20 protein-coding genes are annotated in these 23,766 nt (G+C 39.1%); 14 read left to right on the forward strand and 6 right to left on the reverse strand.

The genetic code is table 11. The features are described from left to right. On the forward strand, window positions 1–2,325 hold a 2,325-nt coding region (locus CBF29_RS12640), incomplete at its 5' end, for a CAP domain-containing protein (RefSeq protein WP_211334302.1). A gap of 276 nt (window positions 2,326–2,601) precedes the next feature. Here the strand turns inward: CBF29_RS12640 and CBF29_RS12645 are convergent. From CBF29_RS12645 to CBF29_RS12670, 6 genes are all read right to left on the reverse strand, one after another. Continuing rightward, window positions 2,602–2,964, reverse strand: a complete 363-nt coding sequence (locus tag CBF29_RS12645; protein WP_170170077.1) for a WYL domain-containing protein — start codon at window positions 2,962–2,964, stop codon at window positions 2,602–2,604. 68 nt (window positions 2,965–3,032) lie between these two features. Next, the gene (locus CBF29_RS12650) at window positions 3,033–3,599 is read right to left on the reverse strand and encodes a hypothetical protein (RefSeq protein ID WP_126810069.1); all 567 of its coding nucleotides are present in this window, start codon (window positions 3,597–3,599) and stop codon (window positions 3,033–3,035) included. A 12-nt stretch (window positions 3,600–3,611) separates the two neighbouring features. Next, on the reverse strand, window positions 3,612–4,184 hold the full coding sequence (locus CBF29_RS12655) for a hypothetical protein (RefSeq protein ID WP_126810070.1): 573 nt from the start codon (window positions 4,182–4,184) through the stop codon (window positions 3,612–3,614). Window positions 4,185–4,412: 228 nt separating this feature from the next. Continuing rightward, entirely contained in the window at window positions 4,413–5,963 is a 1,551-nt protein-coding gene (gene guaA, locus CBF29_RS12660; RefSeq protein WP_126810071.1) for a glutamine-hydrolyzing GMP synthase, read from the reverse strand. 18 nt (window positions 5,964–5,981) lie between these two features. Further along, window positions 5,982–6,905 (reverse strand): type I pantothenate kinase, encoded by a 924-nt coding sequence (gene coaA, locus CBF29_RS12665; protein ID WP_126810087.1) that lies wholly within the window; start codon window positions 6,903–6,905, stop codon window positions 5,982–5,984. 90 nt (window positions 6,906–6,995) lie between these two features. Then, on the reverse strand, window positions 6,996–7,520 hold the full coding sequence (locus CBF29_RS12670; protein ID WP_126810072.1) for an acyl-CoA thioesterase: 525 nt from the start codon (window positions 7,518–7,520) through the stop codon (window positions 6,996–6,998). Between the two features lie 95 nt (window positions 7,521–7,615). Here CBF29_RS12670 and CBF29_RS12675 point away from each other — a divergent pair, with 95 nt between their 5' ends. From CBF29_RS12675 to CBF29_RS12740, 13 genes are all read left to right on the forward strand, one after another. Further along, window positions 7,616–8,194 carry an SGNH/GDSL hydrolase family protein gene (locus CBF29_RS12675; RefSeq protein ID WP_170170078.1) on the forward strand — a complete coding sequence of 193 codons (579 nt, stop codon included), beginning with the start codon at window positions 7,616–7,618 and terminating at the stop codon, window positions 8,192–8,194. After that, complete coding sequence (locus CBF29_RS12680; RefSeq protein ID WP_126810074.1) at window positions 8,187–8,789, forward strand: class I SAM-dependent methyltransferase; 603 nt, start codon at window positions 8,187–8,189, stop codon at window positions 8,787–8,789. Before CBF29_RS12675 ends, CBF29_RS12680 begins: the two co-directional genes overlap by 8 nt. Window positions 8,790–9,054: 265 nt before the next feature. Then, window positions 9,055–9,849, forward strand: coding sequence for a 30S ribosomal protein S2 (gene rpsB / locus CBF29_RS12685; RefSeq protein WP_126810075.1), 795 nt, complete (start codon window positions 9,055–9,057; stop codon window positions 9,847–9,849). Between the two features lie 118 nt (window positions 9,850–9,967). Continuing rightward, on the forward strand, window positions 9,968–10,846 hold the full coding sequence (gene tsf / locus CBF29_RS12690) for a translation elongation factor Ts (protein WP_126810076.1): 879 nt from the start codon (window positions 9,968–9,970) through the stop codon (window positions 10,844–10,846). A 138-nt stretch (window positions 10,847–10,984) separates the two neighbouring features. Next, entirely contained in the window at window positions 10,985–11,707 is a 723-nt protein-coding gene (gene pyrH / locus CBF29_RS12695; RefSeq protein WP_126810077.1) for a UMP kinase, read from the forward strand. Window position 11,708: 1 nt separating this feature from the next. Continuing rightward, on the forward strand, window positions 11,709–12,266 hold the full coding sequence (gene frr, locus CBF29_RS12700; RefSeq protein WP_126810078.1) for a ribosome recycling factor: 558 nt from the start codon (window positions 11,709–11,711) through the stop codon (window positions 12,264–12,266). 664 nt (window positions 12,267–12,930) lie between these two features. Further along, the gene (locus CBF29_RS12710) at window positions 12,931–13,743 is read left to right on the forward strand and encodes an undecaprenyl pyrophosphate synthase (RefSeq protein ID WP_126810080.1); all 813 of its coding nucleotides are present in this window, start codon (window positions 12,931–12,933) and stop codon (window positions 13,741–13,743) included. Beyond that, entirely contained in the window at window positions 13,740–14,546 is an 807-nt protein-coding gene (locus CBF29_RS12715; RefSeq protein ID WP_126810081.1) for a phosphatidate cytidylyltransferase, read from the forward strand. Before CBF29_RS12710 ends, CBF29_RS12715 begins: the two co-directional genes overlap by 4 nt. A 97-nt stretch (window positions 14,547–14,643) precedes the next feature. Continuing rightward, a complete protein-coding gene (gene rseP, locus CBF29_RS12720) occupies window positions 14,644–15,921 on the forward strand; it encodes an RIP metalloprotease RseP (protein ID WP_126810082.1) in 1,278 nt (425 codons plus the stop codon). 22 nt (window positions 15,922–15,943) lie between these two features. Then, window positions 15,944–17,653, forward strand: coding sequence for a proline--tRNA ligase (locus tag CBF29_RS12725; RefSeq protein ID WP_126810083.1), 1,710 nt, complete (start codon window positions 15,944–15,946; stop codon window positions 17,651–17,653). A gap of 239 nt (window positions 17,654–17,892) precedes the next feature. After that, entirely contained in the window at window positions 17,893–22,230 is a 4,338-nt protein-coding gene (locus CBF29_RS12730; protein WP_126810084.1) for a PolC-type DNA polymerase III, read from the forward strand. Between the two features lie 203 nt (window positions 22,231–22,433). Next, the gene (locus tag CBF29_RS12735) at window positions 22,434–23,000 is read left to right on the forward strand and encodes a GNAT family N-acetyltransferase (protein WP_126810085.1); all 567 of its coding nucleotides are present in this window, start codon (window positions 22,434–22,436) and stop codon (window positions 22,998–23,000) included. A 37-nt stretch (window positions 23,001–23,037) separates the two neighbouring features. Further along, on the forward strand, window positions 23,038–23,478 hold the full coding sequence (locus CBF29_RS12740; protein ID WP_126810086.1) for a Fur family transcriptional regulator: 441 nt from the start codon (window positions 23,038–23,040) through the stop codon (window positions 23,476–23,478). Window positions 23,479–23,766 lie beyond the last annotated feature (288 nt).

A 23,766-nucleotide genomic window follows, 5' to 3' on the forward strand; every position in this document is an offset into this window, starting at 1 on the left:
GCTCACTATACAAATGCAATAAATGGTGCTCCATCTATTGAAGTTGTGCAAAATATTCTAAATCAAGCGAATGCCCAAAATACAGCTAATAAAGAAGCAAATGAACAGGCAGCTCTATTACAAAAAAATAAAAATGAAGCGTTGGATGAGTTAGCTAAATTAACGGAGTTGACACCAAGTGAGATTGAAGGTTTTACGTCAGCAATTAACTCTGCTAATGATATCCAAACCGTCATGTCAACTTTAGAATCTGCCAGAGCACAAAATGAAGCAAATAAAAATGCGGCTGCTCAGGAAAAAGAATTGGAAGAAGCTAAAAATGAAGCCATTAAACAACTTGATGGATTGAATTTAAAAGATGATGAAAGACAAGCATTTGTAGATAAAATTAATGTTGCTAAATCACAAGATGAAATTAAGACTGTTGTTTCTGACGCAAAAGCAGTTTCTGATAACAATGATCAAGCAACGTCTGAACAACAACTTTCTGTTGCAAAAGCAGATGCAAAAATAAAAATTGGTAGTATGAACTTAACAAATGAAGAAGAAACAGCTTTTGCATCTCAAATTGATGGTGCTAAAACAATTAATGACGTTAAATCAATTGTTGAAGAGGCGCAAAAAGTTTCAGATGTGAATGATGCTGCTGAAAAAGAACTAACTGAAGCTAAGCAAAACGCAATCAAACAACTTGATTTATTAAATCTTAAAGATAGTGAAAAACAATCATTTGTTAATCAAATTAATAATGCAGTATCTCAAGATGAAATTGATACTATCATTTCGGAGGCAAAAGGCACCTCTGATAACAATGATCAAACGGCATCTGAACAACAACTTGTAGATGCTAAAAATGATGCTAAATCAAAAATTTCAGCAATGAATTTAAAAGATGAAATTAAAGCAACGTTTATTTCCCAAGTAGACGCTGCAAAATCAATTAGTGAAGTTAAAGCCATTGTTGAAGATGCACAAAAAGTTTCAGATGTAAATGATGCCGCTGAAAAAGAATTAAGTGATGCTAAAACTAAAGCAATTAACGACATTAAACGTTTGAATCTTACTAATGATGAAATGACGAGATTTATTAACCAAGTTAATGAAGCACAAACGGTTGAAAAAATTAAATCAATCGCTTCTAATGCGAAAATACAATCTGATGCAAATGATGCAGAACAAACACTTCAATCCGCTAAAGATAAAGCAATTGCTTATCTAAAAACGTTGAATTTAACTAAAGACGAGCTAAATGCTTATACTCTAGCAGTTCAGAATGCAACTTCAATTAAAGAAATTGATACAATTAAAACAAATGCTACAAATCATTCTGATAAAAATAATGAAGTTCAAGAATTGAAAAATGCTAAAGAAACTGCAATTAAACAGATTCAAGCGTTAGACTTGAATAATACTCAACATTTTATTGATCAAGTAAATCAAGCCACATCAATCCAAGAAGTTAATACCATTGTTGGAAATGCTAAACAGGCTGAAAAAGATCAAAAAGAACAAGCTGAAGCTGAAAAATTGGCTAAAGCTAAACAAGATGCTCTCAATGAATTAGAAGGTTTTAACCTTAAAGATCAAAAAGAGCACTTCACAAACTTGATTAACAATGCAAAATCAAGTGATGAAATTACTCGGATTCTTGCAGATGCTAAAAAAGTATCTGATAAGAACAATGAACCAAAAGAAACAGTATCTATCTACTTTAACTTCTATGATCAAAATAGAAAATTAATTCTATCTAAAACTTTAGAAATGGAGTATGGAGATTATAGCTTTACATTAGATGATTTCGGATTGGGTCATACTAAACTTCTATCAGGTCAATTATCTGGAACAATTGACCCCGGTGACACAGGATTATCCATTAGAGTACAAGTTCCATCAATTAGTGATAGTCAAGAAGAAAGAGATATCATGTATGAAGAGTTCTATAAGCTTTTAAATGAATATAGAGTTAAAAATGGTCTAAAGGCGTTAAACGTTAATTCTATTCTTCAAGCTGGTGCAGATATCAGAGCTGAAGAAATTTCAGAAGTATTCTCACATACTAGACCAAATGGTTCTTATCACTCAACAGTCATTCAAGAGGTAGCACCGGGAACTATTTTCAATGGAATGGGTGAAAATATCGCCGGTGGAGGATTCGCATCATTCTCTGGTAAAGATGCAGCTGAAAAAATGCTACAATTATGGATTAATAGTCCAGATCATAATTCTATATTATTAGATAGTTCATCTAATGAAGCGGGTGTAGGATTCTATATTAAAGGATCTAACGTATATGCAACATTCTTAATTAGTACTACACCTAGATAAACATGTAATATGTTATTACCAAACTTGTACTTAAGGGCCTCTAGTAGGCCCTTGTTTATTATCTGGAGGTAAATAGATATGTATAAAACCGATTATACAAAAATTATATATGTGGGATCTCAATCAAGCTATTTTAATGAGATAAATGCTTATTACATAATATCAAATGGAGTCATTGACGGAACTAATCAATCATTAAAATATTTTAGAAAATAAACTTAAGGATGAGACGGTTACTATGTCTCATCCATTTTTTGAAGTAATTTTGATGTCAAATTAAATGTCATAATCGTAATATTTTAAAGCGTGAATCATATCCTGAATAATATAATCCTTAATTTTTTGAGGAGAAATCACTTTTACCATATCCCCCTGACTTAGTAGCCACATTTTGACACCATAGCCATCATTGGCATAGATTTCTATACGGAAACTGCCATCGTCGTTTTCCTTTATAATTTTCGAATTTGGAAAACGATCTAAAACATAGACCGGGTCCCAATAAAAATCAATGACTAACAGTAGCGTATTGCCGAAAAAAGGCAAGGTAGCAGTATGGTTTGTTAGGTAGCCGCTTTCGAACCGGTCTTTGTATGAAATTTTATTATTATGAGATGAAATAATTTTTAGATTCATCATATTATTAATTCGAAACTTATTCAAAGATGAAAAATCTGCATCATCTTGTGAAGTGTGTGATCCAGACATCATAAAAAATATAAATCAGAAAAATGTAACGCAAGTGGCAGCTTACGGAAAGTTTTGGTTTCTCCACACTTTTGGTAATCAAATTCAACAATTTGATTATTTAAAATCGCCTCACAAATAAGGTTAATCCTGTCAATTAGTTTTACTTCCGCAACGCCGTGATAATGAAGCTGCTCATTAGCAATGAACAGTTCTATTCTTTGCTTATCTCTAGCTAATAAAAGAAATTTTTGAGTCAGCTTCATTATTTCCTCTTGATTGAAAGATCTGCTTGCAAATAAAATCTTAATCACAGCTAATAATTCATCATCATTAAAGATGTTGTTTTCTAAAAATTGAGTAAGTTGGTACGTTCCTTTATATTTACGATCTAACGCTCCTAAATTTGGAGAGCTTGATTTCGTTACGGCATAACTTTCTTCTTCAAGTATCTCTTCTATAATAGCCATATCTCGTTGAATCGTACTACTTTGTTTTTGGTATTCATTCATCAAATCTTGTTTGGTTAGAGTGTCACCTTTTAAAAGGTGTGTAAAAATCCGTAAAATCCGTTTTTGACTATTCATTCAGCTAACTTCCTATTCTTTAAATATTTTCAAATTGCTGTTTATTTGAGGTAGATTGTTTAACCAGGTGACAAGTAGACAAGAGATGATTTTATCTAATATTCCATCACTAACGGCACCCCAATAAGCTGCAATCAGTAGTTTAAATCCAGCTGCTTTCATTGAAAAAACGATAAAATCCGTTGGGGAATTCACCAACCCTTTAAATCCACCATATAATATAACGCGTATCGGCGCGCTTATTAATGAACCGATTAAAGTCAGTAAAATTCCTGTAACAACCGCGTTTTTATAATTAAGCCCATTTTTCGAACTGAAACTAGCAATAATAGCTATCGTAATACTGACGAGAGAAAAGGGCAAAGCCAGTGTGCCGTGAAATATGGCTAATAGTAAGTGAGTAGTGATAGCAGTAAAAATACCATATTTTAATTTGAAGTTTGATGAAATAAAAATAGTACCAATAGAATCCAAATAAAGGAAAGGGATGTTAGTAAAGGTTACAATTGAGCCTAAAATAACATTGATACATGCGGCTAAAGCACAGAGAATGATAACTTTTAAAGCATCTTGCTTTTCTTTCATTTAAATCAACTCCCTTAATAAAAAGTGGCATATTAAATGTTATAACATCTTGCGATTAAAAATATTTTCAACTATTAAAAAAGTTAGCTAATTATTAAGCTAACTTTTTTAAGTCACAGTTGTGGCAACACTTTGGTAAAAAAACACTCAAAATATCGATATTTTAAATAAACAACACATGAAAGAACGCTATGAAATCAACCTTTTTAAGATAGTCCCACCAGCTCTTTATTCCCACTCTACTGTCGCAGGTGGCTTGCTTGTAATATCATACACCACACGATTCACATGTGGGACTTCATTGACGATTCTCACGCTAATTTTTTGTAACAAATCCCAGTCGATTCTGGCAAAGTCAGCGGTCATACCATCAACAGAAGTGATGGCCCGGATACCGATAGTGTAATCATAAGTGCGGTTATCTCCAGTCACTCCCACGCTGCGAATGCCCGGTAAGACAGTGAAATATTGCCAAATATCCCGATCCAAACCAGCATTTGCAATTTCTTCACGTAGTATCGCATCACTTTCACGTACGATTTCTAATTTATCCTCGGAGACCTCTCCCAATACACGAATCCCTAATCCAGGACCTGGGAAAGGTTGGCGCCAGACGATTGAATCAGGCATTCCCAATTCAGTTCCCAGTGCCCGAACTTCATCTTTAAAGAGTGTGTTCAGCGGTTCAATCAACTGGAACGTCATGTCTTCTGGTAATCCGCCCACATTATGATGGGATTTGATTACTTTTGCTGTTTCAGTGCCGCTCTCGATAACATCAGTATATAAAGTTCCTTGCGCAAGAAATTCTATACCGTCCAGTTTCGCTGCCTCATCATCAAAAACGTAAATGAATTCGTTGCCGATGATTTTACGTTTTTGTTCTGGATCGGAAACACCTGTCAGCTTATCAAGGAAACGTTTTTGTGCATCTACTTTGATAATATTCAGCCCAAATTTACCGACAAGGCTTTCCATTACTTCGTCTGCTTCATTTTTACGGAGCAAGCCGTGATCCACAAAAATACATGTGAGCTGATCACCGATAGCTTTTTGAAGCAACACTCCGACAACGCTGGAGTCCACACCGCCAGATAGGGCAAGGAGGACTTTTTTATCGCCGACTGTTTCTCTGATTTTAGCGATTTCCAAATCGATGAAGCTTTCCATGGTCCAGTCGCCTTGACATCCGCAAATAGAGAAGGCAAAGTTTTTCAACATATCATTTCCATAGACTGAGTGCTGGACTTCTGGATGGAATTGAACACCATAAAAGTTTTTTTCTTGATGCTCAACCGCTGCGAAAGGACAGTCTGAGCTGACAGCAACGACCTCAAATTCTTCAGGAAGACTTGTGACAGAATCGCCATGGCTCATCCACACTTGCTGTCTGGACGGCAAGCCTGCAAAAAGACCGCTGGTGGTGTTGCTGATATCGATAAAAGCCTGCCCATTTTCTTGGACACCAGCAGGTTCGACGTTTCCGCCAAGATATTCTGTCATCAATTGCATACCGTAGCAGATCCCTAGAATCGGCAAGCCTAAATTAAATATTTCCGGGTCAACTTTAAACGCATCATTTTCATAGACACTGTTTGGACCACCTGAAAAAATAATACCTTTTGCATTCATTTTTTTTATTTCTTCAGCAGTTGTCTTATGGCTCAATAATTCAGAAAAGACGCCAAATTCACGTATACGGCGGGTGATTAGCTGATTGTACTGGCTGCCGAAGTCCAGCACAACGATAGTTTCTAATGGGGTATTTTCTGTCAACAAAACTCACTCTTTCTATAATTAGTATTTAGTTAAATAGATATCGCTGATTTCATGGGAAGCTTGCTTACGCAAAATCAAATCTGCATGGTGCCTCGTGGGTAGGATGAACTCATTTAAATTTCGCAAGTTAACATTTTTCCAGACATCTTTTGCCATTGCTATTGCTTTGTCTTTTGGACCAACAGCATAAGGGTAATAAAAATTAGATGGGTTTTGAAACGCGGTCTCCAATAAGGCCTCAAAACGATCTAGATACCATTTTTCTATCGTTTTTGGATCTGCATCGACAAAAATAGAGAAATCAAAAAAATCGCTCATATAAATTTGTTGATTGGAAGGTAATTGCAGGACATTGATTCCTTCCACGATCAGAATGTCTGGCTCGATGATTTCTTGATATTCATTTGGAACGATGTCATAGATTTCATGGGAATAAATCGGCAGTTTGATTTTTGGTTTACCGCTTTTTACTTCTCCAAGAAAATTGATCAAAAGTTCCATGTCATAACTTTCCGGAAACCCCTTATCATTCATCAAACCGCGTTCTTGCAAAATATGATTGGGGTAAAGAAACCCGTCTGTGGTCACTAGATGAACATTTCTTCTTTTAAATGTTCGTGACAGCATCATCTGAAGCAGTCGTGCCGTGGTACTTTTCCCCACAGCCACACTTCCGGCAATACCGATGATGAACGGGGGCACATCTTGAAACGATTGAATAAATAAGCCTTTGCTTAACTGAAGTGATTCGTATTCCTTCATATACAGTTTGATAAGATGAGTGATAGGGATATAAATTTCCTGAACATCTTGGAGAGAAATCTTATCATTGAAACTTTTTATTTCTTGAAGTTCATCTTCTGTTAAAGGAGGGACACCGTTGCGATAAAAACTTTTCCATTCCTCACGAGAAAACCGGTGATATTTTCTCGATTCATTGATATTCATAATTCAACCGCCTTTACTTTACAATAATCATAACTCACATTTTAACATATTTTTATTAATTGTACTTAAATTATTTTTGAAGATTCAATAACTGGTGAGGGAAATATCGGACAAAAACTCTTTTTCTAAAGTTAAGTCCCTTAGACGATTATTTTTACGTTCTTGATAGTTTTGTGCGATGAGTTTTTCTTCTCTTGTTTCGGGTTTAATCTCTGGGATAACATAATCACTTGGAAGGTCATCGCCCACAACAACAAATGTGGTAAAACAAGTAGCAGCCAAGTAGCGCTGATTGTTGAACAAATCTTCCCCTGTAACTTTGACAAAAATCTCCATTGATTTTTTCCCAGTGCCGGTGACGAAAGCCTCCAGTGTCAACGCGTGATTAGACGGGATAGGTGCTAAAAAATTCAGACGGTCGGTAGAAGCGGTGACTACTGTTTTCTTAGTGTGACGTAAGGCAGTAATCGCCGCACAGCTGTCGATATAGGACATTAATTTGCCTCCGTACAAGGTATTATGACTGTTTGTATCTTGAGGGAAGACTAGATGAGTCTGAACTGTACGAGAATCTCGGCAAAATTTTTTTGATTTCTTTTCATTCTGCATGTAAATATAAACTCCTTGTGCTATGATAATTGAAAAATAATAGTATGAGTATAGCATAAATATCGATGCTTGTGAGTAAGAAAGGATGGAACAACTTGACTAAAATTATTTTATTCGGGGATAGTATCACTGCAGGCTGGAATGAAGAAGGCATTACCGACGCTTTGACCAGCAAAGTGGCAGCAATATTTCCCGAGGACCATATCATCAACGCCGGCATACCAGGAGATACCACATCAGACGGATTAAAACGTTTGGAGGCACATGTCCTGCGTTATCAACCGGACATCGTGACCCTTTTTTTTGGTGCAAACGATGTGGCGATTGACCGGTTGATCAGTTTAAACAAATATCTTGCTAATATGGTGGACATCATTGAAAAAATCGGTCCTGAAAAAGTGATTTTATTTAGTGCTCCTTATACTAAGCAAGCAATTAGAAAATTTGATCGTCCCCTTAGCCGCTGCCGGAAGTTTTCTGATGGGCTGGCTGAACTGGCAGAAGAAAAAGGACTGCCGTTTGTCAATGTGCTGGATGAGATGATTAACTCTGAGCGTGCTGATGAGTGGTTACAGGAAGACGGTCTGCATTTTTCAGACTATGGCTATCAAAGATTGGGAGAACTGTTTACGCAGAAAATTATGGAGAAAAAGAGGGAGTTAAACAATGACTGAACATTATTTCACACACTCTCCTAATACACCCCACGATCGGGAACAGTGGTCGTTTGAACTCAAAGGGAAAATTTTTCAATTTATCACTGACAGTCATGTTTTTTCAAAGAAGACAGTGGATTTTGGCAGCCGGGTTTTGATTGATGCTTTTTCAGATGACAATTTGCCAGAAGGGAAAATTTTGGATGTAGGGTGCGGCTATGGACCCGTTGGATTGGCACTAGCATACAGTACCAAGCGTCCGGTAGAGATGGTGGATGTCAATGAACGTGCGGTGGCATTAGCTGAAGAAAATGCAACCCTCAACGGCATCAAAGAAGCAGATGTTCACGTGTCTGATATTTATGAAGCTGTCCACTTGAAAGAATATGCCGTCATTGTCAGCAACCCGCCGATTCGTGCCGGTAAACGTGTGGTTCACAGCATCTTAGAAGGTGCCTGTCCTTTGCTTGCCAAGGGAGGCACTTTGACGGTAGTGATTCAAAAAAAACAAGGGGCTCCCAGTGCCCAAAAAAAAATGCAGGAAGTTTTTGGCAATGTGGAAGTGGTAACTAGAGATAAAGGTTATTTTATTTTAAGAAGTGTAAAAAATTAATAATACAGTCTCAAAAGTCAATTATGAAGACTGCATAAAAGAATTATCACGAAGAACTCGACTTACATGTTTAAGATCTGGGAAAGGGCAAGTCAAAAAAACTTGAATTTGCTGCTGATTTATATTATACTATTTAAGGTTATGTAAAAATACGTAGCTAATACCACATCTCAAAGGATGGATGAAGGGGTGCTTCTCTATGAAGTCCTTCATACAGTGGAATTTGAGAGAGGAAAAATAAAAACCAAATTGGAGGAAACAAAACATGGCAGTAATCAGTATGAAACAATTACTAGAATCAGGTGTGCATTTTGGACACCAAACGCGTCGCTGGAATCCTAAAATGAAGAAATATATCTTCACTGAGAGAAACGGGATTTATATCATCGACTTGCAAAAAACAGTTCGTTTAGTTGACGAAGCTTACAACTACATGAAAAATGTTGCCGAAGACGGCGGAGTGGCTCTTTTTGTAGGAACTAAAAAGCAGGCACAAGAAGCAATCAAAGAAGAAGCGGAAAGAGCAGGCCAATTTTACGTGAATCACCGTTGGTTGGGTGGTACTTTGACTAACTGGGACACAATCCAAAAACGTATCGGTCGTCTAAAAGAAATTGATAAAATGGAAGCAGACGGCATTTTTGAAGTTTTACCTAAAAAAGAAGTTGCCGGATTGGTTAAACAACGTGAACGTCTGCAAAAATTCTTAGGCGGTATCGCTGATATGCCTAGAATTCCTGATGTTATCTTCATCGTAGACCCTCGTAAAGAACGTATCGCAGTTCAAGAAGCTCGCAAATTGAATATTCCAATCGTTGCGATGGTTGATACTAACTGTGATCCAGATGAAATCGATGTAGTCATCCCATCAAATGATGATGCTATCCGTGCCGTGAAATTAATTTCCGGGAAAATGGCAGATGCTTTCATTGAAGGACGTCAAGGAGAAGATGATGTTGTCGAAGAATCTTTTGTAGCTGAAGCAGGTGCAGAAGAAGCACCAAAGGCTGAATCTATGGAAGAAATCGTTGAAGTAGTAGAAGGCGACAACGCTGAATAATTAATCAAATTAATAGTGTGTCTCAAAGGCTATGAAGTAGTTGGCGAACGATAGTAGCCCCGCTTTTCCTTTGAGACTTTTTTTGTAAAAGAAAATACTTTGGGAGGCAAATGAAAAAATGGCACAAAAAATTACAGCAGCAATGGTAAAAGAGTTACGAGACAAAACTGGCGTGGGCATGATGGATGCTAAAAGAGCGCTCGTTGAAGTTGATGGAGATATGGATAAAGCTGTAGACCACTTGAGAGAATCAGGTTTGGCCAAAGCAGCTAAAAAAGGCGACCGAATTGCTGCCGAAGGACTGGCAAACATTTATGTTGCTGGTAACGTCGCAGCAGTTGTAGAAATAAATTCTGAAACAGACTTCGTTGCTAAAAACGATCAATTTAAAGAATTAGTGGCTAAAGTTGCCCAATTAGTAGCAGAAAACAAACCTGCAGATATGGCAGCAGCTTTGGCAATCCCTACTGAAAACGGAACAATCGAAAAAGAAATTCTTGAAGCAACTACAGTAATTGGTGAAAGAATTGCTTTCCGTCGTTTTGAGATCGTTGAAAAAACTGACGAGCAAGTTTTCGGAGCATATCTACATGCTGGCGGAACCATTGCTGTTATTACAGTATTGGACGGCTCAGATGAGAGCGTGGCTAAAGATATTGCCATGCACGTTGCGGCTATTAACCCTCGTTACTTGACTAAAGACCAAGTACCTGCTGAAGAATTAGAACACGAAAAGAAAATTTTGACTGAACAAGCATTAAACGAAGGCAAACCAGAGAAGATTGTTGAAAAAATGGTCATCGGCCGTATGAATAAATTCTTGGCAGAAATCTGCTTGGTAGACCAGCCTTTCGTTAAAGATCCAGATATGACTGTTGCAAAATATGTGGCAGGTAAAAATACGGAAGTCAAAGGATTCGTTCGTTTTGAAGTGGGCGAAGGACTTGAAAAACGTTCAGAAAACTTTGCTGATGAAGTCAGAAGTCAAATGAAATAAGATCCATCTTGTCACGAAAATTTGGGAAGCGGCTGTCATTAGTGCGCTCCCTTTTTTTAGGCAAATTGACAGATAGCTAGTGTGAGTTATCGGGAAAATATGCTAAAATAAATGCAGTACAAAATTGGAGGTAATCGGATGTCTAGTCCACAATATCAACGTGTTGTTTTAAAATTGAGTGGAGAAGCACTTGCTGGGGATACAGGATTTGGAATCAAACCGCCCACCATTGAAGAAATTGGAAAAGAAATCAAGGACGTTCATAAGTTAGGCGTACAAATTGCGATTGTTGTTGGTGGTGGAAATATTTGGCGCGGAAATATCGGTGCAGAAATGGGAATGGAGCGTGCCCAGGCAGATTATATGGGTATGTTGGCAACTGTGATGAATGCTCTTGCTTTGCAAGATGTGTTGGAAAATCTTGGTGTTCCGACTCGTGTCCAATCTTCCATTGAAATGCGTCAAATTGCCGAACCTTATATTCGCAGACGGGCCATTCGGCATTTAGAAAAAGGACGTGTGGTCATTTTTGCAGGCGGTACGGGCAATCCGTATTTCTCAACAGACACTACTGCTGCATTGCGTGCTGCAGAAATTGATGCCGATGTTATTTTGATGGCAAAAAACAACGTAGATGGTGTGTATTCTGCTGATCCGAAGCAAGTGAACGATGCGACTAAATTTAAAGAGTTGACACATTTGGACGTGATTTCTAAAGGTCTGGCAGTGATGGACTCAACCGCAAGCTCTCTGAGTATGGATAATGACATCCCGTTAGTCGTGTTTAATTTGAATGAACACGGCAATATCAAACGAGTAGTTTTAGGCGAAGATATTGGAACGACAGTAAGGGGGAAGTAAGATGGTACAAACAGTTTTAAAAGACACAAAAGAAAGAATGACAAAATCTGAGGAAAATCTTCAGCGAGAACTTGGCTACATTCGTGCAGGCCGGGCAAATGCCAGTATTTTGGACCGTGTAGAAGTGATGTATTATGGTGCCATGACACCATTGAATCAGCTGGCCCAAATTACTATCCCTGAGGCACGTGTGCTCATGATCACACCTTTCGATAAAAATTCTTTGGAAGACGTGGAAAAAGCCATTTTAGCCAGTGATTTAGGACTAAGTCCTGCCAATGACGGCAATGTGATTCGTTTGGTGATTCCGCAACTGACAGAAGAACGTCGGAAAGAATTAGCAAAAGAAGTAGGGAAATATGCGGAAAATGCTAAAATTTCTGTTCGTAATATTCGACGGGACGCCATTGATGAGTTGAAAAAAATGGAAAAAAGCAAAGAAATTTCAGAAGATGAACTGCATAAACTAGAAAAAGATGTGCAAGATATCACTGATAAAAGCACAGCGACTATCGATAAAATTACAGAAGAAAAAGAACAGGAATTATTGGAAGTTTAAACGTCAAAAAGTCTTACTTTCTCATTTTGAGAAAGTAAGACTTTTTCTGTTATTTTTTATTTTTTCGCCGCGGAAATCTTAACGAATGTTTTCGTTCGCCAGATGTTTGATAAGGCGTCTTCTTTGAAATTTTACTGCCGAAGACCTGCTTTCTCCTCCGTTGGCGGTTCATGTTTAGCTTGCTCATGGATGGCATCCTTTCCAATGATAACAGCTAAACTTACAGAGTGGTTGGAAATCAAAAGATTAGTCAGAAAAGACTATCCAACGAAATGCCGATATTTTCGATTTTCAGCACGCAAACAGAAGATGAAAAAAATTTATCATTCTTCGAAAACTGTTCATGAAGCGAGTGTAGAAAATGTCGAATTAAGTGTTTTTCCATCGGTCACCTTGCAAGGCAAAGCTATCATCAATTATATTGTTTGAATGGAATAAAACGCTTTAATTTTCAACTTTTTTCTCCTCCTCAGGCATTCGTGTTACCGTCATTGTATAAAGATGGAATGAGAAAGTCAATTTTTTTTCGTATCAGTCCCTAAGTTTGTTAAATTTTACTTTAGCTTGGAGGATAAATCGTCTGTATCAGTGAATTTATGTAGGTTTTTGAAGTTCTTTTTGCTACAATAATGAAGATAGAACGAAAAAGGAAGGATGGGTAACAATGTTTCGTTTGTTTCCTCAAAAAGAACGCTACATGGAGGCAGGGGAAGGGCAGTCCTTTAATCCTGAACTACCTGTACCTAATCATGTGGCAATCATCATGGATGGTAACGGACGCTGGGCTCAAAACCGCCGTCTGCCTAGAGTAGCTGGGCACCGTGAAGGGATGAATAACGTAAAAAAAATTACGAAGCATGCCAGTCAGATGGGGATTAAAGTTTTGACCCTGTATGCTTTTTCGACTGAAAATTGGAAGCGGCCGGAGCAGGAAGTGGACTTCCTGATGCAGTTGCCGGTAGATTTTTTTGATGAATTTGTACCGGAATTGATTAAAGAAAATGTCAAAGTGAACGTCATGGGATATGTAGAGTATCTTCCTGAACATACTCAAAAAGCTGTCAAAGAAGCTGTGGCTCAAACGGCCCACAGTACCGGGATGATCTTAAATTTTGCCTTGAACTACGGCAGCCGTGCGGAAATGCTCACAGCGATCAATCAAATTGTGTCAGAGGCTCGTGATGACCAGTTAACTGGGGAAATTACGGAAGAGTTATTTTCGCAATATTTGATGACCGCCAGTTTAGGAACACAGTATCAAGAACCGGATTTGTTGATTCGGACCAGTGGAGAAGAAAGAATCAGTAATTTTCTTCTTTGGCAAATCGCCTACAGTGAACTGTATTTTTCGCCAGCTTATTGGCCGGACTTTAATGAAAAATATTTCGATGAGGCTGTTGGAAGTTTTCAGCATCGCAATCGTCGTTTTGGCGGTTTGAAATCTAAAAAGAATGGTAAGGAGACTATCGAAGAATGAAACAAAGAGTCATCACCGCCGTCGTTGCCTTAGCCCTTTTTATACCCATTGTGTGGTATGGCGGCTGGGCATTTGAATTGACTGTCGCCTTTTTGGCAGTCATCGGGGTACATGAGTTATTTAAAATGAATGGCTTAAGATTAATGAGTATGGAAGGAGTTTTATCTGCTGCGGGAGCTGTTGCTTTACTTTTGCCTAGAGAAAAATGGTTTTTCTTTCTGCCCCGAAGCATGTCCAACTTCCATTTGTTTTACCTGACAGTGTTGTTATTGCTATGTATGGCAGTCTTTTCAAAAAACACATATACTTTTGAAAATGCGGCTTTTCCAGTGCTAGTGAGTTTATATGTAGGTGTTGGATTTCAGAGTTTTGTAGCGGCAAGAGGCAACGGTTCAGAATTTTTGTATATCATTTACGGTTTAGCTGTAGTTTGGGCAACAGATATCGGTGCGTATATGATTGGCAGAAAAATCGGCAAGCACAAACTTGCCCCTCATATTTCTCCCAATAAAACCGTTGAAGGTTCTGTTGGGGGCGTGATTTGTGCTGTGGCTGCAGCTTGTTTGATAATTTTTGTTTATCCGTCAGAAACCGGCTTTAATTATCCTTGGACCATCATGCTGGTGGTTACCGTTATTATGTCATTAGCCGGACAGATGGGAGACTTGGTTGAATCCGCCTTTAAACGTCACTTTGGTGTCAAAGATTCAGGAAATATACTGCCTGGACATGGAGGGATTTTGGACCGGTTTGACAGTTTGCTCTTTGTTTTTCCTTTGATGAGCTTTTTAGGAATCTTCTAATTGGAAGCAATAAAAGTTGTGAACATTGAAATTGAAAAAAAAGTTATCTATAATATGAAGATGTTTTACTGTACGAAAGGAGAGTGTTGAAATATTTATGAAAGCTGTACTAGTTTTTTTGTTTGTTTTTGGCTTGATTGTCATCATGCATGAGTTAGGACATTTTCTTTTTGCTAAATGGTCTGGAATTCTGGTACGTGAATTTTCTATCGGCGTGGGTCCTAAACTGTTTTCCCATCAAGACAAGTCGGGGACGACTTATACCATCCGAATGTTGCCGTTAGGGGGCTATGTTCGGATGGCAGGGCTTGGGGAGGAAGAGATGGAATTAAATCCCGGAACCGCGATATCTTTAGAATTAAATGACCAGCAGGAAGTAATCAAAATAAATACGAGTAGTAAAGTTCAGTTGGCAAACAGTGTGCCGATGGAAGTTTTAGAAGTAGATTTGGAAGAAAAATTATTCGTCAAAGGTTATCTCAACGGGGATGAAGACAAAGAGACAGTCTATCCAGTTATTCATGATGCGATGATTATTGAAGAGGATGGCACTGAAGTCCGGATTGCACCGGTGGATGTCCAGTTTCAATCAGCTAAATTATATCAGCGGATGCTGACTAATATTGCCGGGCCGGTGTTTAATTTTATTTTGGCCTTTGTGTTGTTTGTGATAATGTTGGCATATCAGGGAGGCATCTATACCCCGAACAATCAAGTTGCCAGTGTCGCCGATGACAGTCCAGCCATGGCGGCGGGATTAAAGGATGGAGATAAAATCATTTCCATTGCCGGAGAAAAAATCAACGCCTATGCTGATATCGGCAAAACGGTTCAAAAAAATGCAGACACAACTGTTCCGATTGTAGTTGATAGACAGGGACAGGAAAAAACACTGTCGATTACTCCTAAAGAGATGACCGATAATGGGGAAAAAAGAGTTATGATTGGTATCACCTCTAGTCTTGAGCTGGAACAACTTGGAGTGGCCGGGACAATCAAGGAGGCAGGTAGGAAGACTAAGGAAAATGCGCTGTTGATTTTTACGTTATTAAGGGATTTATTGGGCAGTTTTAGTTTAGATAAATTAGGAGGGCCGGTGATGATTTTTCAGGCTTCTTCTGAGATAGCTAATCAAAATATTATTGCTATTTTAAGCTTTACTGCTGTCTTGAGCGTCAACTTGGGGATCATGAATCTATTGCCGATTCCAATGCTGGACGGCGGCAAATTGTTGTTTAATCTTGTGGAAGGAATTAGACGGAAACCATTGAGTCCGGAATGGGAGATGCGGATTACAATGGTGGGGGCTGCCTTTTTAGTTGGATTGATGGTATTAGTGATGTGGAATGACATTATGAGATTTTTAGGCAGATAGTTTTTACTTTGGGAGGAAAAAAATGAAACAGTCTAAAATGTTGGTACCAACGTTACGTGAAGAACCAAGCGACGCAGAAGTGCCAAGTCATCGAATGCTTCTTCGCGCAGGGTATATTCGGCAAGTTGCCAGTGGAATTTATAGTTACTTACCTTTGGCACAGAAAGTTTTGGATCGCATTAAAAAGATTATTCAGGAAGAATTGGAGAAAATCGATGCGGTGGAAATGACGATGCCTGCCTTGCTTCCGGCGGAGTTATGGCAGGAGACTGGTCGTTATGAAACTTATGGAGATTTGTTGTTTAAATTGAAGGACCGCGCCAAACATGAGTATTTGCTAGGGCCGACTCACGAAGAAGCCTTTACTGAATTGATCGGTAATGAAATCAATTCTTACAAACGCTTGCCGTTGACTCTTTATCAGATACAAACTAAATATAGGGATGAAAGTCGTCCAAGATTTGGATTGCTTCGCTGTCGTGAATTTATCATGAAGGATGCCTATTCTTTCCATGCTTCTGAGGACAGTTTAGACAAAGTGTATCGGCAATTTGAAGCGGCTTACACGCGGATTTTTGAACGATGCGGGCTGGATTTTAGAGTGATTATCGGCGATGGAGGTGCCATGGGGGGCGGAGAGTCTAAAGAATTCATGGCGATGTCTGAAATCGGCGAGGACACCGTCTGTTACTCCACAAGCGGAGAATATGCGGCTAATCTGGAAATGGCTTCAAGCTTGTATATTCCTAAGCATCAGCAGGGGACGTTGCAGGATATCGAAAAAATTGCAACCCCTGATTGCGATACGGTGGAACAATTGACAGAGTTTACTGGTGTTCCTGCAGAAAGAGTTTTTAAGTCGATTTTATTTATTGCAGATGGCATACCTTTGTTAGCTGTTGTACGTGGAGATCACGAAGTAAACGAGATAAAATTACGACATGCAGTCGGTGCCGATGTGCTGGAGCGGGCAGAAAATCATCAAGCAATAGAGTTTCTTGGGGCAGATTTTGGTTCCCTAGGACCGATAGGTATTTCGAAAGATATTAAAATTTATGCCGATTTGCATGTCCAAGATATTGAAAATGGTGTGACCGGCGCCAATGAAGACGGCTGCCACTTCAAACATGTAAATGTGGGCCGTGATTTTAATCCTGATGTTTTTGATGATATTCGTTTGGTGCAAGAAGGAGACCCTTCGCCAGACGGAGACGGAGTCCTGGTTTTCACTAAAGGTATTGAGATCGGGCATATCTTCAAATTAGGAACGCGGTACAGTGTTGATATGGCAACAGAAGTCCTTGATGAGAACGGGCGGAAAATACCAGTCATTATGGGTTGTTACGGTATCGGAGTTTCTCGTTTGATTGCTGCGATTGCAGAACAAAATATCGATGACGGGGGATTGAAATGGCCTTTGGCGATAGCCCCTTACGATTTGCATCTGGTACCTCTCAATCTGAAGGATACGTATCAGAGTGCTTTGACAGATGAAATTTACCAAACAATGGTGGATGCGGGTTACCAAGTGCTGATTGATGACCGTAATGAACGAGCAGGTGTGAAGTTTACGGATGCTGATTTGATTGGTTTGCCTATCCGGATCACGATTGGCAAGAAAGCAGCTGACGGTGTTGTCGAAGTTAAAATCCGCGACACTGGTGAAATGATTGAAGTGCGCAAGGACGAATTAGTCAACACGCTGCATATTTTATTGACGTCTGAAGATTAGACTCTACCTTGGAAATAAAGTCAAAAAAGAGTATAATAAAAAAGAAAAGAGGCAATCAACAAAACCTTTTTGTTGAATGTCTTTTTCTTTTAGGAAATCAATAGGCAAATGTGATATCTTTCAGCAGAAGCTAGTGATGGACTAACGATTTGCTTTTGTCAGCAGATAGTTGTCAGTCCCAAAACAGCTGGAGGACGTATCAAAAAGTTGGATTTCCCGATTAGAAGGAGGATAAGCTGATGGCTTTAAGTCCCTATGAACTTTTTCAAAAATTGTTAGATCAGATTGATTCAGAGCAAGAACTGATCAATGAGCCTTTAATGAAAGAAGGCCGAATCGATAAGGTGGTCGTCAAAAAGCAAAGTAGGATTTGGGAATTTCACTTTGCTTTCTTTGAGTTGCTGCCGATTGACTTGCTGCAAAAATTCACGTTGAAGCTTCGCCAGGGATTTTCTGGAATTGCATCAATCGAGATGAACATCACAGCAGATAAAAATAATTATACAGAACAGCAACTTCAAGAGTATTGGCACTATTGTATTCAGCAAAGCAACGGAAATAAATCAATGATTAATGGTTCTTTGACCGGTGTTTTGCCGGTAATTGTTGATGATAAAATCATTGTTTCACTGGAAAAAGAAGGACTTCTATCATATTTAGAAACGCAATTCTTCCCTGAAATAGCCCAATGTTATGAACAATTTGGGTTTCCGAAGTTTAAAATCATTCCAAAGTTAGATCATCGTTTGGCGGAGGCTCGACGACTAGAGTTTGAACAAAAACAAAAAGATCAACAAGAAAAGATGATGGAAGCTGCGGCACAAGCCATTGTAAAAAATGATCAGATCAAGCAGCAGAAAAAAAATGAACCGGCAGTATTGGAAGGCCCTGTTCAATTGGGAAGGAACATCTCTAATGATGAACCGGTAACCCCAATGGCAGAAATTTTGGAAGAAGAACGCCGGGTGACTATCGAAGGTTATGTGTTTGATGCAGAAACCAGAGACCTTCGTTCAGGCCGACAAATTTTGATTATAAAGATGACAGACTATACCTCATCTTTCATCGTGAAGAAGTTTTCCAACGGGGAGAGAGACGAAGCGGTATTTGCCAACATAAAAAAAGGTATGTGGCTGAAAGCACGGGGGAGCGTTCAGGAAGATACATTTATGCGGGACTTGGTCATGAACGGGCAGGATTTGGCAGAAGTGAAGAAAGCCGTTCGTCAAGACAAGGCGCCTGACGATAAAAAGCGTGTGGAATTCCATGCCCATACAAATATGAGTACAATGGATGCCCTGCCCAGTGCCGATGATTTAGTGAAAAAAGCGGCAGACTGGGGGATGCCCGCGATTGCAATTACAGACCATAGCGGTGCCCAGGCGTTTCCCGATGCCCATCATGCCGGCCAAAAGTATGGCGTAAAAATCATGTACGGTGTAGAAGCTAACATCATTGATGATGGCGTTCCGATTGCTTACAATGAAGCGGATATTCTTTTATCAGATGGAACATACGTAGTCTTTGACGTGGAAACCACAGGCCTGTCAGCGGTTTATGATACCATCATAGAGCTGGCAGGAGTAAAAATGCAAAAAGGCAATATTATTGAAACTTTTGAGGAGTTTATCGATCCCGGTCATCCATTGTCGCAAACGACAATTAATTTGACTGGTATCACCGATGACATGGTTCGCGGATCAAAATCAGAGGAAGAAGTTCTTCGTTTGTTTAAAGAATTTTGTGGAGATGCTATTTTAGTTGCCCACAATGCCAGCTTTGATATGGGCTTTCTGAATACCAGCTATGAAAAATATGGTTTGCCCGAAGCGCCCAACTCGGTCATTGATACATTGGAGTTATCACGGTTTTTACATCCTCAATGGAAAAGTCATCGTCTGAATACCTTAGCTAAAAAATATGGCGTCCATTTGGAGCAACATCACCGGGCGATTTATGACTCTGAAACTACCAGTTATTTGTGCTGGCTGTTTATAAAAAAAGCCGAGGAAGAACACGGTATTTTAAAACATAATGAATTGAATGCTCACGTAGGTGAAGGGGATGCTTATAAAAGGGCTCGTCCGTTTCATGGTATCATCATGGCAAAAAATCAAAAAGGCTTAAAAAATCTGTTTAAAATAATTTCTGCCTCAAACGTAGAGTATTTTTACCGAGTCCCAAGGGTCCCACGCTCATTACTCAGCGAGTTGCGTGATGGTTTAATGGTGGGTTCAGCATGCAGCAACGGAGAAATTTTCGAAGCGATGATGCAAAAAGGCTATGAAGAAGCTCGTCGGAGAGCAGAATTCTATGATTATATCGAAATCATGCCCAAACCAGTGTATGCTCCTTTACTTCAACAGGAGTTAGTGAAGAGTGAGGAAGATTTAGAGGAAATCATCGGTAATTTGGTTCAAATCGGCAAGGATTTAAATAAACCTGTAATTGCTACTGGTAATGTTCATTATCTGGAACAAACAGATAAATTATATCGTCAGGTCTTGATCAATTCTATGGGAGGAGCCAATCCTTTAAATCGTTTTGACTTACCTGATGTGCAATTTCGAACAACAGATGAGATGCTGGAAGAGTTTGCTTTCTTAGGAAAAGATCAGGCAATGGAAGTAGTGGTGACTAACACACAAGCACTAGCAGAAACATTTGACGAAGTGACACCAGTCAAGACAGAACTATATACGCCAAAAATCGAAGGTTCTGAAGAGGAAATCACTAATTTGAGTTACAGTCAAGCAAGAAAGTTGTACGGAGATCCTTTACCGGAGATTGTGGAAAAACGACTGGAAAAAGAATTGAACAGTATTATTGGAAATGGTTTTTCAGTGATCTACTTGATATCCCAAAAGCTAGTCCACAAAAGTATCAGTGACGGTTATTTAGTCGGCTCTCGAGGATCGGTAGGGTCGAGTTTCGCAGCTACTATGACAGGAATCACTGAGGTTAATCCCCTTGCCCCTCACTACCGCTGTCCTGAGTGTCAGTATTCAGAGTTTTTTGAGGATGGTTCTGTTGGTTCAGGTTTCGACTTGCCGGAAAAGAAATGTCCCAAGTGCGGTTGTCGTTTAGCCAAAGACGGACACGATATTCCTTTTGAAACCTTCCTAGGATTTTATGGGGATAAGGTTCCCGATATTGATTTAAACTTTTCTGGAGATTATCAGGCGAAAGCCCACGACTACACCAAAGAGCTTTTTGGTGAGGAATATGTCTATCGTGCCGGCACTATCGGAACAGTAGCAGATAAGACAGCCTTTGGTTTTGCTAAAGGATTTGAACGGGATTTTAATTTAAATCTCCGCAGTGCCGAAATCGACCGGTTGGCAAAAGGGGCCACGGGAGTGAAACGAACCACTGGACAACACCCGGGAGGAATTATCGTTATTCCAGATTATATGGATGTGTATGATTTCACCCCTATCCAATACCCGGCAGACGACCAAGGCTCAGAATGGAAGACGACTCATTTTGATTTCCATTCGATTCACGATAACGTCTTGAAATTAGATATTCTGGGTCATGATGACCCGACGATGATTCGGATGCTGCAAGATTTGTCAGGGATTGATCCTCAGACTATCCCGACAGATGATCCGGAAGTAATGAAGATTTTTTCTAGCCCTGAAGTGCTTGGGGTCAATGAAACGCAAATATTTTCTAAAACAGGCTCCTTGGGAATCCCGGAATTCGGGACGAAGTTTGTCAGAGGAATGCTCGAACAGACTCATCCGACAACTTTTGCAGAATTGCTCCAAATCTCAGGATTGTCTCATGGGACAGATGTTTGGTTAGGAAATGCCGAGGAATTGATTCGTCAAGGACGGGCTAATTTGGCAGAAGTCATCGGATGCCGAGATGATATCATGGTTTATTTGATTCATAATGGTTTGGAAGACGGTTTGGCCTTTAAAATTATGGAGAGCGTGCGTAAAGGTAAAGGAATCCCAGAAGACTGGCAGGCCACCATGCGTGAAGAAGGAGTTCCTGAATGGTATATCGATTCATGCCTCAAAATCAAGTACATGTTTCCGAAGGCCCACGCGGCAGCCTATATTTTAATGGCGTTGCGGGTAGCCTATTTCAAAGTTCATTTTCCTGTTTTGTATTATGCAGCCTATTTTTCAGTGCGTGCGGTTGACTTTGATTTGGTGGCCATGTCTAAAGGGAAAGAAGCTGTGAAAGCCCGCATGAAAGAAATCATGGACAAAGGACTGGAAGCTTCCACTAAAGAAAAGAATCTATTAACCGTTTTGGAAATTGCCAATGAAATGCTTGAACGGGGATTCGAGTTCAAGATGGTTGATTTGTATAAATCTGATGCTAACGATTTTATTATTGAAGGGAATGCGCTTATCGCGCCTTTCCGGGCGATACCAAGTTTAGGTGAAAACGTAGCAAAACAAATCATAGCAGCACGGGAAGAAAAAGAATTTTTATCAAAAGAAGATTTATCGACGAGAGGAAAAGTTTCTAAAACCATCATTGAGTATTTGACAGAAAACGGTGTGTTGGACGGGATGCCCGATGAGAACCAACTATCGCTGTTCGATATGTTATAAAACAGTAGTGCTATAAAGAAGCCTATCGAAAATTTAGCGTTAAAAAAGATAGATTTGTTAGTTTAATATATGAAAGGCAAAAAAGGTGGACGAATTTTTTCCTGTCGCCTTTTTTGTCTATAGTATTACTGGACACAGTAAAGGACTTCGAAATAAAAAAAGGTAAACAGAAAAATGAGTTGTTGGTTTGGAGTGGAAAATAATTGTCAGAGGTTATGTTGAAGCCTATTGAAGATAAAGATCTATTACGTTTATGGGAAATTAGTTACAAACATGAAAATCCAGACTGGGTTCATTGGGATGCACCTTATCTTCACGAGTACCTCCCATTGACTTGGCAAGAATTTTTACAAAGAGAAGTGAAGTTCTTTCAATCAAAAAGAACTCAAGGGATTTACCTGAATGGTGAAATTATCGGAGCCGCCACCTATCAATGGAAAAATCACGAGATAAAATGGCTGGAAGTTGGCCTGAGTATTTTTGTTTCAGAATTGTGGGGCAATGGTTATGGCAGCCAGGCAATGAAAAATTGGGTAACGCAAGTTTTTCTTGTAGAACCAGACGTGGCAAGTGTTGGTTTCTCCACTTGGTCAGCGAATGAACGAGTAATGAGCATGGGTAAGACACTCGGTTTCAAACTGGAAGGCCGGGCGAGAAAAGTAATTTTTTATAATGACAGCTATTATGATGCTGTCCGCATGGGGATTCTAAGAGAAGAATGGTTTTCACAAATGCAAACTACTTTCTTGAATAATGCGACACTTTTATAGTATGATACAGACATAAGATAGGGAGGGGGCGAGAAAAATGACAAGTGATAAAGTGACTCATGCGGTAGCGGAGTTGAAAAGATCAGATATCCGAATTACGCCTCAAAGATACGCGATTTTAGAATATTTGATTGACAGCGACAATCATCCGACCGCAGATGAAATATACCAAGCCCTAGTCTCTCGTTTTCCTAATATGAGTGTTGCTACTGTCTATAATAATTTAAGGCTGTTTACTAAAATCGGTTTTGTAAAAGAAATGGCTTATGGAGATGCCTCCAGCAGATTTGATTTCACTTCCCAACAACACTATCACGCCATTTGTGAATCTTGTGGAAAGATAGTTGATACTTTTTATCCGGGGTTAGAAGATGTGGAAGTTGCTGTGGAAAAACTGACAGGTTTTCAGATAACAGAGCATCGTATGGAGCTTTACGGCTTATGCCCAGAGTGTCAGAAAAGATTAGAAAATGAGTAATAGATTTTTGGTTGCTTTTTAATGTGAGACTTGATATAGTAATAAGAGTCCTTATGATGATTTTGTCTTGTGTTGAAAAGCTTTTTTTATGTAGAAAAATAGTTTGACAAACAAATGAGGCCATGATAGACTAATAAAGTTGTCTCGATAAAAAGCGTGCGAAAAACTTTTAAAAAAAGTTAGAAAAATTAGTTGACATACTCAACTAATAATGATAATATTTAGAAGTTGTCGCAAAAAGACAACAGACAGCCTGTCAGGTTGTCACGTAGACCTTTGAAAACTGAA

The organism is Vagococcus elongatus, assembly GCF_003987645.1.
In the GTDB taxonomy this organism is placed as follows: Bacteria; Bacillota; Bacilli; order Lactobacillales; family Vagococcaceae; genus Vagococcus_A; species Vagococcus_A elongatus.

Excerpts from the sequence above, each read along its gene's own strand:
- CBF29_RS12730 (WP_126810084.1), top strand. The coding sequence starts at position 17,893 with ATGGCTTTAAGTCCCTATGAACTTTTTCAAAAATTGTTAGATCAGATT.
- CBF29_RS12650 (WP_126810069.1), bottom strand. The coding sequence starts at position 3,599 with ATGAATAGTCAAAAACGGATTTTACGGATTTTTACACACCTTTTAAAA.
- rpsB (WP_126810075.1), top strand. The coding sequence starts at position 9,055 with ATGGCAGTAATCAGTATGAAACAATTACTAGAATCAGGTGTGCATTTT.
- CBF29_RS12655 (WP_126810070.1), bottom strand. The coding sequence starts at position 4,184 with ATGAAAGAAAAGCAAGATGCTTTAAAAGTTATCATTCTCTGTGCTTTA.
- pyrH (WP_126810077.1), top strand. The coding sequence starts at position 10,985 with ATGTCTAGTCCACAATATCAACGTGTTGTTTTAAAATTGAGTGGAGAA.
- frr (WP_126810078.1), top strand. The coding sequence starts at position 11,709 with ATGGTACAAACAGTTTTAAAAGACACAAAAGAAAGAATGACAAAATCT.
- rseP (WP_126810082.1), top strand. The coding sequence starts at position 14,644 with ATGAAAGCTGTACTAGTTTTTTTGTTTGTTTTTGGCTTGATTGTCATC.
- CBF29_RS12740 (WP_126810086.1), top strand. The coding sequence starts at position 23,038 with ATGACAAGTGATAAAGTGACTCATGCGGTAGCGGAGTTGAAAAGATCA.
- CBF29_RS12645 (WP_170170077.1), bottom strand. The coding sequence starts at position 2,964 with ATGATGAATCTAAAAATTATTTCATCTCATAATAATAAAATTTCATAC.
- tsf (WP_126810076.1), top strand. The coding sequence starts at position 9,968 with ATGGCACAAAAAATTACAGCAGCAATGGTAAAAGAGTTACGAGACAAA.
- CBF29_RS12680 (WP_126810074.1), top strand. The coding sequence starts at position 8,187 with ATGACTGAACATTATTTCACACACTCTCCTAATACACCCCACGATCGG.
- CBF29_RS12710 (WP_126810080.1), top strand. The coding sequence starts at position 12,931 with ATGTTTCGTTTGTTTCCTCAAAAAGAACGCTACATGGAGGCAGGGGAA.
- CBF29_RS12670 (WP_126810072.1), bottom strand. The coding sequence starts at position 7,520 with ATGCAGAATGAAAAGAAATCAAAAAAATTTTGCCGAGATTCTCGTACA.
- CBF29_RS12715 (WP_126810081.1), top strand. The coding sequence starts at position 13,740 with ATGAAACAAAGAGTCATCACCGCCGTCGTTGCCTTAGCCCTTTTTATA.
- CBF29_RS12725 (WP_126810083.1), top strand. The coding sequence starts at position 15,944 with ATGAAACAGTCTAAAATGTTGGTACCAACGTTACGTGAAGAACCAAGC.